Source organism: Arthrobacter sp. UYNi723 (assembly GCF_054057635.1).
Genome location: NZ_JBSRZM010000051.1, coordinates 1 through 11,085, shown reverse-complemented (window position 1 = coordinate 11,085; position 11,085 = coordinate 1). Strand labels below are relative to the sequence as shown.

General features: G+C 65.9%; 11 protein-coding genes and 1 pseudogene. 7 read left to right on the top strand and 5 right to left on the bottom strand.

The window, feature by feature from the left end:
* Positions 1 to 569: 569 nt before the first annotated feature.
* The gene (locus tag ACVWY0_RS21640) at positions 570 to 2,783 is read left to right on the top strand and encodes a SulP family inorganic anion transporter (protein ID WP_485838524.1); all 2,214 of its coding nucleotides are present in this window, start codon (positions 570 to 572) and stop codon (positions 2,781 to 2,783) included.
* Between the two features lie 278 nt (positions 2,784 to 3,061).
* Here the strand turns inward: ACVWY0_RS21640 and ACVWY0_RS21635 are convergent, their stop codons facing one another.
* A complete protein-coding gene (locus ACVWY0_RS21635; RefSeq protein WP_485838523.1) occupies positions 3,062 to 3,367 on the bottom strand; it encodes a DUF3817 domain-containing protein in 306 nt (101 codons plus the stop codon).
* A gap of 402 nt (positions 3,368 to 3,769) precedes the next feature.
* On the opposite strand from ACVWY0_RS21635, the gene ACVWY0_RS21630 reads away from it, so the two are divergent.
* The 6 genes from ACVWY0_RS21630 to ACVWY0_RS21605 all read left to right on the top strand — a co-directional run bounded on the left by ACVWY0_RS21630 (position 3,770) and on the right by ACVWY0_RS21605 (position 7,337).
* The gene (locus ACVWY0_RS21630) at positions 3,770 to 4,108 is read left to right on the top strand and encodes a hypothetical protein (protein ID WP_485838522.1); all 339 of its coding nucleotides are present in this window, start codon (positions 3,770 to 3,772) and stop codon (positions 4,106 to 4,108) included.
* Between the two features lie 31 nt (positions 4,109 to 4,139).
* Positions 4,140 to 4,370, top strand: a complete 231-nt coding sequence (locus ACVWY0_RS21625) for a hypothetical protein (RefSeq protein ID WP_485838521.1) — start codon at positions 4,140 to 4,142, stop codon at positions 4,368 to 4,370.
* Positions 4,367 to 4,588 (top strand): hypothetical protein, encoded by a 222-nt coding sequence (locus ACVWY0_RS21620; RefSeq protein ID WP_485838520.1) that lies wholly within the window; start codon positions 4,367 to 4,369, stop codon positions 4,586 to 4,588. Before ACVWY0_RS21625 ends, ACVWY0_RS21620 begins: the two co-directional genes overlap by 4 nt.
* A gap of 147 nt (positions 4,589 to 4,735) precedes the next feature.
* Positions 4,736 to 5,659: a WD40/YVTN/BNR-like repeat-containing protein gene (locus tag ACVWY0_RS21615; protein ID WP_485838519.1), complete on the top strand. Its 924-nt coding sequence runs from the start codon at positions 4,736 to 4,738 to the stop codon at positions 5,657 to 5,659.
* A gap of 332 nt (positions 5,660 to 5,991) precedes the next feature.
* On the top strand, positions 5,992 to 6,372 hold the full coding sequence (locus ACVWY0_RS21610; RefSeq protein ID WP_485838518.1) for a BlaI/MecI/CopY family transcriptional regulator: 381 nt from the start codon (positions 5,992 to 5,994) through the stop codon (positions 6,370 to 6,372).
* Positions 6,369 to 7,337, top strand: a complete 969-nt coding sequence (locus ACVWY0_RS21605; RefSeq protein WP_485838517.1) for a M56 family metallopeptidase — start codon at positions 6,369 to 6,371, stop codon at positions 7,335 to 7,337. The genes ACVWY0_RS21610 and ACVWY0_RS21605 overlap by 4 nt, the downstream gene beginning before the upstream one ends.
* 85 nt (positions 7,338 to 7,422) lie before the next feature.
* On the opposite strand, the gene ACVWY0_RS21600 is transcribed toward ACVWY0_RS21605, so the two are convergent.
* The 4 genes and pseudogenes from ACVWY0_RS21600 to ACVWY0_RS21585 all read right to left on the bottom strand — a co-directional run.
* A complete protein-coding gene (locus ACVWY0_RS21600) occupies positions 7,423 to 8,319 on the bottom strand; it encodes a prolipoprotein diacylglyceryl transferase (RefSeq protein WP_485838516.1) in 897 nt (298 codons plus the stop codon).
* Between the two features lie 450 nt (positions 8,320 to 8,769).
* Complete coding sequence (locus tag ACVWY0_RS21595; protein WP_485838515.1) at positions 8,770 to 9,900, bottom strand: hypothetical protein; 1,131 nt, start codon at positions 9,898 to 9,900, stop codon at positions 8,770 to 8,772.
* Positions 9,901 to 10,442: 542 nt separating this feature from the next.
* Entirely contained in the window at positions 10,443 to 10,748 is a 306-nt protein-coding gene (locus ACVWY0_RS21590) for a zf-HC2 domain-containing protein (RefSeq protein ID WP_485838514.1), read from the bottom strand.
* 118 nt (positions 10,749 to 10,866) lie between these two features.
* Positions 10,867 to 10,992 (bottom strand): annotated as a pseudogene (locus ACVWY0_RS21585) (TlpA family protein disulfide reductase); the annotation flags it as partial.
* Positions 10,993 to 11,085 lie beyond the last annotated feature (93 nt).

Sequence of the window (11,085 nt, the reverse complement as noted above, 5' to 3'; positions counted from 1 at the left end):
TTTCTGTTCCTTAGACAGTCAGAAACCTAGGCGGAAAGCGGCGTGCGTCAGTTAAGGCGCGCTCAAAGCACCCACGGATGAGTCAGGAGAGCCCATTTTCCTCTCCAATTCACCGTCGCCCAGCCCGGACAATCAGGGGCTGAGGCCAGGTCGGGTCGAGGATCAGGTGACTCCAGGATTTCTCGGGTTCCTCATGACCGCGTTCATGGTCATCGCGGTAGTCCTGCTCATGGTGTCCATGGTCCGGCGATCCGGCGAGTGAAGTACCGTGCGCCGGGGCTCGAGTCGCGTCCGTTCCGGACAGCTATGTTAGCTGCAACTGCAAATGCCGCCTGCACCACGGCCTTGGGTGCAAGTCCCAGGCTCCTTCCAGCTCCAGGAGACGCACCGGGAGTCACAGGGAACACTCAGGCCCCAGACATCCCGCTGTTACCTTGCTGTTATACGTTGCAGGGGACCGATGCTTCCCCTCCGTAGAAGGAAATCATGGCCTTATCGTCTGACCTGTCCGACACCGTCAACCCGTCCGCCGTCGCGCCGGGCCCGGGGGCTCGCGCGGGAGGAGGACATTGCTGCGGGGTTTGAGGGAGGATGTCCCGGCCTCGCTGGTTGTATTCCTGGTGGCCCTGCCGCTGTCGCTGGGTATCGCCGCGGCTTCCGGGGCCCCGGTGATGGCGGGCCTGATCGCTGCTGCTGTCGGCGGCATCGTGGCCGGCACCCTGGGCGGTTCGCCGCTTCAGGTGAGCGGTCCGGCGGCCGGCCTGACCGTCGTCGTTGCCGGACTCGTGGAGCAGTTCGGCTGGGCGGCGACGTGCGCGATCACGGCCGCCGCCGGTGTGGTGCAGCTCCTGCTGGGCGTCAGCCGGGCCGGGCGCGTGGCGCTGGCGGTCTCCCCGGTGGTGGTCCGTGCGATGCTCGCGGGCATCGGAGTCACCATTGTCCTGCAGCAGCTCCAGGTGCTGCTCGGTTCGAAGCCTGCCGGGTCACCGCTGGAAAACCTTGCCCGGCTTCCCGAGGCGATCACCGGAGTCGAACTGCACTCGGCGCTGCTGGGCCTGCTGGTCATCGGGCTGCTCGTTGCGTGGAAGCACCTGCCGCCGGCCGTATGGAAGGTCCCCGGCCCCTTGGTGGCCGTCGTGGCCGGCACCGTGGTCTCGCTGGCGTTCGCTCCGGGGGTTGAACGGATCACCTTTTCAGGGTCCGTGTTCGATGCGGTCGCGTTGCCGGAGCTGCCCGACGGGAGCTGGGCGACGGCGGGGATGGCGGTCATTTCGGTGGCGCTCATTGCCAGCATCGAATCGCTCCTGTCCGCGGTGGCCGTGGACAAGATGCACACAGGGCCCCGCACGAACCTCAACCGGGAACTCGTGGGCCAAGGCTCGGCGAACATTGTTTCAGGGTTGCTTGGCGGGCTCCCCGTCACCGGGGTGATCGTGCGCAGTGCCACCAATGTCGAAGCCGGCGCCCGGACCCGAAAGTCCGCAGTGCTGCACGGCGTCTGGGTCCTGGTGTTCTCCGCGCTGTTCGCCGGGCTGATCCAGCTCATTCCGCTGGCCGTGCTGGCCGGGCTCCTGATCGTGATCGGCGCCCGCCTGATCAAGGTTGCGGACATCAGGACGAGCCTGCGCACCGGAGAGATCGGTGTCTACGCCGTGACGCTTTTGTGCGTTATCTTCCTCAACCTCCTGGAGGGCGTCATCATCGGCCTGGCCCTCGCCGCCGTGTTGGTGTTGTGGCGTGTGCTGCGCGCCACCATCCACGCACTGCCGCCCACGCCAGGCCCGGACGGCCTCTGGCGCGTCACGATCGCCGGGTCCTGCAGTTTCCTTGCACTGCCCCGGTTGAATCGTGTGCTGCACTCTATTCCCGAAGGCGCGGACGTGCTGGTGGAGCTCAGCGCGGACTATCTCGACCATGCCTTCCACGAGGCCCTGCTCGACTGGAAGAAGCAGCACGCCGCAACCGGTGGCACGGTCCGCATCGAGGAGAACGGAAACACGGTGTTCGCGGATGCGGCCGGCAACACTCCGCTACGTCAGGAGGCCCTGGAGCTCCCGCTGCCGCCCAGGGCGAACTGGCAGTCTGCCGACGTGGACGACGTCGAGCAGTTGCGGCTGCGGTCCATCCTGCTGGGCGTCGACAAATATCACCGCCGCCACGCGGACAAGGTACTCCCGCACGTGAAGGATCTCGCGGACGGCCAGAATCCGGACACCCTGTTCGTGGCCTGCGTGGACTCACGGGTCAACCCCAACCTGATTACCAGCAGCGGCCCCGGCGACCTGCTCACCCTGCGCAACATCGGCAACGTCGTCTGCAGGCCCGGCGAAGACACCTCCATTGAATCGGCCCTGTCATTTGCAGTCACGGGACTGGGCGTCGATTCCATCGTGATCTGCGGGCACTCCAACTGCGGAGCCATGAAGGCCGTAATCGCCGATGCCGAATCCGGCACCGGGCCGGATGCCTCCGGCCTGGGCCAGGCCTTCAGCTCCTGGCTCGAACACGCCCGTCCGAGCCACCGTGCATACCTGGAAGGGCATCCGGTGGCAGCCGCTGCAGCAGAGGCGGGGTACGGACGCCTGGACCAGCTGGGCATGGTCAACGTGGCCGTGCAACTGCGCAAACTGGAAGACCACCCGCTGGTGGGACCCGCACTGGCGAAAGGCCAACTGCAGGCCACGGGACTCTTCTTCGACATCGCAACAGCCCGGGTGATCCTGGTCACCGCGGACGGAATCCAGCACCTCGACCAGCCAGCCGGGCAGTCCCTGAGGATTTAGCACCGCCCACGTGTCTTGGTCTGAGGACGGCGTAGGCCATCCCGCTCCCGGGATGGCCTACGGGTCCGGCGAAACGATTTCGGCCCGGCCGGAGACCGGCACTCAGCCGATCCCCGATTTGCACGTTCGATACCTGCACTACGGGCGACCTCACCGAAAACCGGCGAGAGTACAAGCCGTTTCGGCCGCGGTCTGCATCGCATCGGGCAACCTGCCAGTGACCTGAGCTGAACGCGTTCCCGGCTGGCGCCTGCTGAGCGACCGAGGGTTTGGCTGACTCACGGGATGGGTACAGGGACCCTTCGTGCGTCCAGATCCGTTCGGCGGGCAACCCAAAAGCCGCCCGTAGGCAGCACCGAATCTACAAGAACAACGGCCAGCGCCCGGCCGGTCCACTGATTTTTGCGCCATAGGAACAGGGCCAGAAGAACGTAAGCGACGAACAGCGCACCGTGCACCGGGCCCAAAAGTTGAACTCCGCCCGCCTGCCCTGTCCCGTATTTCACGATCGTTGCCGGAATGAGCAGCAGCCATGACACGGCTTCAGCCACGGCGAACACTCGGAATACACGCAGAAAGTCCATGGGACCAAAAGTTAGCAGCCTTGGCTGGAAGGATGCTGGAGGGACGTCCCATCGGTCCGGCAGCGGGACCCGCACCCGTTCCTCACCAAGGTCCAGGGTTACCTGCCCAGGGACTCGGGCGGCAGAAAGATCATGGCCTTCCGCGGGCATCGGCCAGCCTCTTCGCTCAGGCGCCCCGGGCGGTTCGCTGACCCGGGTAACACCAAGTCCGTGAGGGAAAGCCTGCACTGGAACCTGTGATGAGGCCCCTGGCCGTTAAACAAGGTGACGCCGGGCACCGCGCCGCACCACGTCAGATAGCTCGTCGCTGGGTTGCCCGGGCTGCTGTCAGCAGGCTGTTGGCCAGGGCCCGGATTTCCGTATTACTATGATTCTTAGTAGATAACGGAGAAGGAGGCGCCCATGCGCTCACGTACAAGGATATTTACCATCGCCGCCGCTGCATTGCTTTCAGTCGGAGCTTCGGCAACCCCTGCGCTTGCTGCTGCCGACGGGGCGGGCCCGGCTGCAGGCTCCTCGGCGTCCGCGGAGCCGCGCGCAGACGGCCAGGACGGCATGACCGGTATGGGGCGGATGCATGAGCAGATGATGAAGGGCATGCCAGACATGGCCGGCATGCAGGAGATGATGCAGAGCGTGCCGGGCATGGCGAAAATGCAGGAGATGATGCAGAGCGTGCCGGGCATGGCGAAAATGCACGAACAGATGATGACCGACCGCCCGGCCGGCCAGGCTTCTTAACACAGGCACATAAGAACCAAGGAGATTGACGATGAATCAGGTACTTTTTTCCCTGGCCCTGCTGGCGTGCCCGGTCGGCATGGGACTCATGATGTGGTTCATGATGCGTGGCCGTAAGGACAGTCCGCCCTCGTCCCCGCCGGCTGCCACCGACGCCGAACTCGCCAGGCTGCGCGCCGAAGTTGACCAGCTGCGCGCGGCCCAGCGGGATGCCGGCGACACCACCGTGACGCCGCCTGCTACGACTGACGGATTCCGATGAGCGAGCTTGTCCTCGCCGCGACGGTCCTTGCGGCATCGCTGGCCCTGACGTACTTCTTCTGTCTGCGCCCGATGCGCCGGGGCCGGTGCGCCATGGTACCCAACGCCCAGGCGGGCGGACAGGCCACCGCTCCGGTGGATCGCGAGGCTGAAATCGCGCGCCTGCGCGAAGAGATAGCGGCGCTGAAGGCGGCAACCCCGACCAGCGAATCCCGCTGACCGCCACCGTGACCTGACGCGGGAAGACCGAAGCCCGACAACGGCTGAGTTAGCTGGCGCTGTCCCGGCAGTCCGCCTCTATCCGCACCCCATTCGACCCGGACAGGCCGCCCACCGGCACCTGCCCCCAACTGCAAGGATCCGTACGTGCCCACTGCACAGAAACCCACTGCCACCAAAAACCCCCGGTCGAAGACCTCCAAAACGGCGCGCAGGATCAGCCGGCGCTGGGTGGTCATTGTCACCGCCGCGGTCATCGCTCTCGGCGCCGGGATCGGCCTCTTCCTGGCCACCAGCGGTGGGTCCAGGGACGGGGCGCCGGCTGCTATCAAGCCGTATGTGGGGGGGGACCTGCATGTCCTGACGGCCCTCGGGGACCGGCTTTACGTCGGCGGTCATGACGGCGGTGCTGTCTCCAGCGACAACGGCAGGACCTGGACCCAGCTGGCCTCGTTGAAGGGTGCCGATCCGATGGGTGTGGCAGCCGCCGGCGATACAACCCTCATCGGCGGGCACCCCGGCCTGTTCCGGTCCTCCGACGGGAGCTCCTTCACCAAGGTCACGGGCCAAGGCGGACTGGGAGATGTCCACGCCCTCGGCGGTGCCGGAGGCACGGTCTACGCCGGAACCGCGGCGCGTGGATTGCTGGCCAGCAACGACGGCGGGACGAGCTGGGAGGCCCGCAACGCCGAGGCCGGCAGGACGTTCATGGGTGTGATCCTGGTCGATCCCGCCGACACGCAACGACTGATCGCCCCGGACATGTCGGCCGGCCTCGTGGCCAGCGCCGACGGCGGCGTTACCTGGAAGCCCCTGGGCGGTCCGGGCGGGGCGATGGCAGCCGCATGGGACCCCACGAACACCCAGCGGCTGCTCGCCGTCGGAATGGCCGAAAGCGCCCTGAGCAACGACGGCGGCAAAACCTGGACCCCCTTGACGCTGCCCCAGGACGCCGCCGCGGCTACCTTCTCCCCCGACGGCACAACGATCTATGCCGCAGCGCCCAAAGGTACCACCGCTGCCGTCTTCGCCAGCACCGACCAGGGACGGACCTGGAAGGCTCTGAACTGAGCCGGGACCGGCAACGTGCGGACGGTGCTTAGAGTTGCTGGTTTGGGGGAAAAGCAGAGGGAGCCAACCGGCACGAACTGCTGAGCCGGTTCCCGGGCTTGGGTCACGGGTGGTGGCCGGTGCCGGCAAGCAGGTGAGGCCAGACCGTGCCGACGACCCCGTCTGGCCGTGCTCCTGCTCATACCTGCAAGCCCCGCAGATAACGCCTCGCTCCGGCGGCATCCAGGGCTGAACGGCCCCCGGGCAGTGGGGCCGGCGTCAGAGGCTTGGTGGACTACTATGGAACATAGTTGAGTCCGGCCACTCCGGCCGGACACGGGAAGGCGCGGGTCGTGGCACGTCAGCTAGGGGAACTGGAACAGCTGGTCATGGACCGGATATGGTCCTGGGACCATCCCGTTGCCGTGCGCGAGGTCCTCGAAGACTTGCAGCGCGAACGGGTCCTGGCCTACACGACAGTGATGACAGTGATGGACAACCTGCGCCGCAAGGGCATGCTGACGCGGGAAAAGGCCGGGCGGGCCTTCCTTTATCGCCCTGCACAGACCCGCGAACAGCACGCGGCCGCCTTCATGGGCGAGGTCCTGGCTGGCAGCCGTGACCGGCAAGTGACGCTGCTGCACTTCCTGGAACAGATCCCCCCGCATGAGGCGGCTCGACTGCGCGAGGCGCTGGACGGACACCACCCGGAAGGGAACGAAGCCGGCCGATGATTGCTCCGGTGGTGCTGATCCTTCTTGGGCTGATACTGGCGCTGCTGGGCCCTGTCGTGCTGCGACGGAGTAGCTGGCTGGAGCGGTCCCCGCGGATCGGCATTGCCGCCTGGCAGGCCCTGAGCTTTTCGCTGGTGTCCACGGTCGTGCTCGCCGGGGCGGCACTGGCGGTTCCCGTGGTGCCGTGGACGACCGATCTGGCGGAACTCGTCCGGGCCTGCGCGATGGCCCTGCTGGAGCAGTATTCCACTCCGGGCGGCGCGGTTGTGAGCACTACCGGCGTCGTTGCGGTGCTCGCCGTGCTTGCCAGGGTCGGATACAGCGCGGCCAGGGGCCTGATAGCCGCGGCCCGCCAAAGAAGCCGGCAGCTGCAGTCCCTGGCGTTGATTGCCCGTCCCCACCGTGACGTGGACGCGCTCGTGGTCGAGCACCCGGCCGCGGCCGCGTACTGCCTTCCCGGCCGGGGCGGCAGGATTGTTTTGACCAGCGCCGCATTGGCGGCCCTGGACCGCGGTCAGCTCGACGCCGTGATGGCCCACGAACGGGCACACCTGCGCGGACGCCACCATCTCATTCTTGCAGCGGCCGATGCCCTGCTGCACGCCTTCCCCGGCGTGGCGGCCTTCCGCGAGGCCCGCAGCGCCCTCGGGCGGCTGGTGGAGATGCTGGCCGACGACAACGCCGCCCGGTGCGCTGACCGCCTGACAGTGGCCACGGCCCTCGTGCGGCTGGCGGAGCACCGCGTGACCCCCGCGGCCGCGCTCGGCGCCGGGGACGAATCCGCTCTGAGCCGCGTCCGGCGTCTCGTCGCACCTGCCCGGCCACTGGGGGCAGGGCGGACCGTTGTGGCAACGCTGGCAACCGGGGCGCTGCTGGCCCTGCCGATGTTCTTCGCGATCGTCCCCGCCTCTGCGGCAGGGACGATGCCGCCATGCCCTGCGGATGGCGTCGCAAGAGCGACGTGACCTGACGGGTCCTGCTTTCCCCCGCATTTGGGGGCCGAATCCCGCGGGTGGTACCCACAGTCGCGGGCACCGCATGTTTATCCCGTCAGGACATAATGGACAAGAAAATGACCCCACCCAGGATAAGTGAGCACACCAGGATCGTCAGGGTCCTTCCCTTCCGGGTGCGGGGGTCTACGCGCAACGGGAAGAGCAACTGTCGGCCCAGGGTGTAGACAATGATGGAGCCGACGAAGACCAGCCCGGGAATGCTCGGTGGCGCTGTCATTGTCAAGACCAGCGTTCCGAGGCCGATCAGCAATGACAGAAGCGCCTCGTAGAGCTGGACAGGGTACCTGAGCCGTCCTACTCGCCGGTCCGAGGACCATAGTCCCCATCGCGAGGCGGTGGGGCGCCCGTAACAGCACCCGCTAAAGAAACATCCGGTCCGCCCCAGGGCCATGCCGAAGAAGAGTCCGACCGCCGTCGCGTCCAGGATCCGGCCCGTCGGCAAGCCAAAGATCAGTGACCCGACGATGATGGTGGCCAGCGCACCGGTCAGGAACCCCTGGATGCATGCACCGGTTTTGAAGAACCCGTTCAGCGGCTGGCGGTTCAGGGCAAGCGACCAGAGCCGGGCGCACACCCCGCCAACCGCGTTGGCCAGGACGGTGAGCCACACAGGACCTGCCGGGTCGATGCCCTGCCTGGTCAGGAACAGGGTCTGAACGAGAATAGCCAGGACCGCGCCCAGACCCAGTAGTACAGGCCAGGACCAGGCGTGGACGCCGGGCCCCTGGGCGAGGGCGTGAAACCTGGTATGAATCGAGGCTCGCTGCGGCAGGCATCCACTATGGGCTGCGGCGCGACGCCGAGGGTCAGTGCCGTTACGGGGGACCGGCGTTGCGGTGACATTCCATACCCCGCCGGTGATTCCGGACATGCGGGAGGTGACGGCGATCCGTCCGGTATTGGGCGTGATCGAGTCGACGTCTTCATACACTTCGAACTGTTCCGGCGGTGACCCGATAGCTCCATCGATCCTGGTACCGGAAAACCGGACGGAGAGATCATTCGGTCCCTCCCATGTGGCGGTGTCGAGCCAATAGGTGGCGGCCAGCGCTTGCGGATCGAGCGGGTCGAAGAGCTTGGTACTGCGGCCTGTTTCTGTGATGAGTGAGTGTACGGTCGGGGCCGGCTGCGCTGCGGCGGATGGGCGGCGCGGGCCGGGACGTGCCGGGTTGTGCCTGGCAGGGGAGTGCCCGGGTCTTTTCGGGGCCGGCCTACGCCGTTTCTTAGTCATCGTGAATATGCCCTTCAGTGATGCGATCGCCGGGGATCAGAAAAGCAGTGAGATACGGTCGGACGATTGGACAGTTGTCCGTCTTCCACAGGGCTTTCCGTCCCACCGGGGGACGTCGTGCCGCGGTGGGGTCGATTTGGAATGCCAGGGTCATTCGGCAGGGCTGGAGATTTTCTGTTCCGTGCCACCGGGTTCATTGACGGCATGGGAAGCGGGACCGAGCACAAAAACCGTGGCAAATGAAGCCAGGGCGGCGACAAGCACAACTCCTGTCAGCATCTCCAGGGACCACAGGACGCTCCGTGCGATATGTGTTGCCAGGAGCTGGCCGGGCCAAACCAGCAGGGGCAGCAACGAAGCCAGCACAAGCTCCTGTGTACGAAGCGGGACGCTGAGCCGCCGCAATGCAAAAAGAACGACATCGAGGAGCGCACCGGCCACCAGGGCTGCGATCACCGTGCCCATGTTGCGAAAATCCCCAAGGACGGCAGCCAGCAGGGCTACCGAGGTCACCACGATCACTGCCGTCCCCGGCCCCGCGAGCCGGAAACGAATCAAATGCGCCAGGGGAACGACGAGGATCAGCGAGGTCAGCACGTAACTTGCCAGACCCGCCGACGCTAAACCTTCCGCAATGTTGTGCGCATCAGTACCTTCAGGGGCGTGCCCGACGGCGACGGTCGCTGAATCAGTGATGAATCCGGAGAGAAAGCTCAGAGCGAACGCCGCGATGCCGGCGATCCCCAACACACCCAGCGTCGGTGCCAAGCGCCCGCTCAGCGACAAGGGGAGGGCCCGAAGGCGGAACGCCCGAACCGGACCTGACAGCAGCAGGGCACCACCCATGAACAGCAAGAGATGCGTCGGACTCAGTAGCGCGTCGAGTCCGAATTCCACCCCGAAGATCTGATGCCAGACCATGTCCAAAACACCGCTCACCGCGAACAGCGCCGCACCGACAGCGGCCACTCCATACCCGGCGGGTAGGCGGGCGGGGCGATCAAGGCTGTGCCGCGTTGCGGCGCGTCTGCTGATGACAGCCAGCCACACGATGAGCAGCAGCAGTCCCCCGTACAGGAGTGCATGCCAGGGGGTGAAAAAGGAGTCCGGCAGACTGAGAACGTGAGCGCGTCCATCCAGATAGACGGCCGTGACGACGGCGATGCCGAGAGCGGCCGCGATCAGGTCTTCGGCAACGGTGCTGGGGAGCGTGTTCTTGTGCACAATTGCTCCGGAGCGTTTCCCGGGCTGCAGCGGCTCAATTCGTGGATTAGAAACCATACCGACCTCCGTGAGATGGATCCCTGGGCTTCGCATGCGGTCGTTCCCGCCCCGACCCCTCCGGTCTTTTGTGGAGGAGGATGTTCCGGGCATTTGGGCACTCGCGCCGCGAAATATGACGTTCAATGAATTAAAAATATACCCCCGGGGGGTATTGGTCAAGGGTGTAGCCGGTCTGCTGTGTGGCTGCCCGCAACCTCCGTCGCCATGGCCTTCGGGAGCCGCCGGATCTGCTCCGGTCGCGAGGCTTCAGCCTGCAGGCCGCTTATTGCAGCCCCTGCCGCCCGGGTCCCCGTGGTTGGTTCCATAGCATTGTTGTCCTTTCACTGAAATCGCGTTGAGTCAGTGGCATGCGCGCCACGTAACTGTTCCTTCCGTGGACAGCTCTTCGGCCGGTTCTGCTGAAGAGCTTTCCGGTGGGATGTCCGCCCCGCCCGCTTACCGCTGTGGATGTCCTTGGTGTTCTTGGGTTCATCTGGGTCTAGCAGTCTGTTCCATCACGCAGGCGGCCGGGTCTTTTAGGTACCGGCTCACGCCGTTTTTCAGTCGTCACGGTGTTCCTTCGGTGATGGTGTTTCCTTCGGTGCGGCCGCCGTTGGATCTTCAGGGCCAGGACGCTGGGGTCGCTGGGGTGTCTCAGAAGTCGCAGTCTGTCCGAGGGTCAGCGCCTGATCGTGGGTCAGCAGGTCCAGCAGTGCCGGCAGCCCGGAATATTCGGCGACGGATGCCGCACATTCGGCGCAATCGCCGAGGTGTCTCTGGAACTCGCGCCGCTCGGAGGGACTCCGGGCACCCAGCACGTATGCCCCGGTCCACTCCCGGTACCTGTCTTCTCCGGTCGGGCACATCTTCCTGCTTCTCTCCTGAAGGCCTACTGTTATGGCCGCTACGGGGACGCTCCATGGACTTCCGCCGCACTTCTGGGAGCCCCTGCCGCCCGGGCCCCCTTGGTTTTACCGTCCTGACCTAACCCCGCGCCACGGCCCCTGTAATGAGGGATTTGAGGATGCTCTGGTCGGCCAGGCCCAGGATCCGCGCCGCGACTCTGCCTTCCCTGTCCAGCACGAGTGTGGAAGGGACGGCCTGGGGTGGTGTTACTCGTCGCGTTATTTGCCGATGTCGGCGTCGGTTTCGGTGACAACGGGCCGGGCATGGAAATGCCCCGCCGGAGGGTTTCGGCGGGGC

Coding starts and splice junctions, on each gene's coding strand:
- ACVWY0_RS21635 (WP_485838523.1), bottom strand. CDS start 3,367: ATGGACTTTCTGCGTGTATTCCGAGTGTTCGCCGTGGCTGAAGCCGTG.
- ACVWY0_RS21630 (WP_485838522.1), top strand. CDS start 3,770: ATGCGCTCACGTACAAGGATATTTACCATCGCCGCCGCTGCATTGCTT.
- ACVWY0_RS21625 (WP_485838521.1), top strand. CDS start 4,140: ATGAATCAGGTACTTTTTTCCCTGGCCCTGCTGGCGTGCCCGGTCGGC.
- ACVWY0_RS21620 (WP_485838520.1), top strand. CDS start 4,367: ATGAGCGAGCTTGTCCTCGCCGCGACGGTCCTTGCGGCATCGCTGGCC.
- ACVWY0_RS21605 (WP_485838517.1), top strand. CDS start 6,369: ATGATTGCTCCGGTGGTGCTGATCCTTCTTGGGCTGATACTGGCGCTG.
- ACVWY0_RS21595 (WP_485838515.1), bottom strand. CDS start 9,900: ATGGTTTCTAATCCACGAATTGAGCCGCTGCAGCCCGGGAAACGCTCC.
- ACVWY0_RS21590 (WP_485838514.1), bottom strand. CDS start 10,748: ATGTGCCCGACCGGAGAAGACAGGTACCGGGAGTGGACCGGGGCATAC.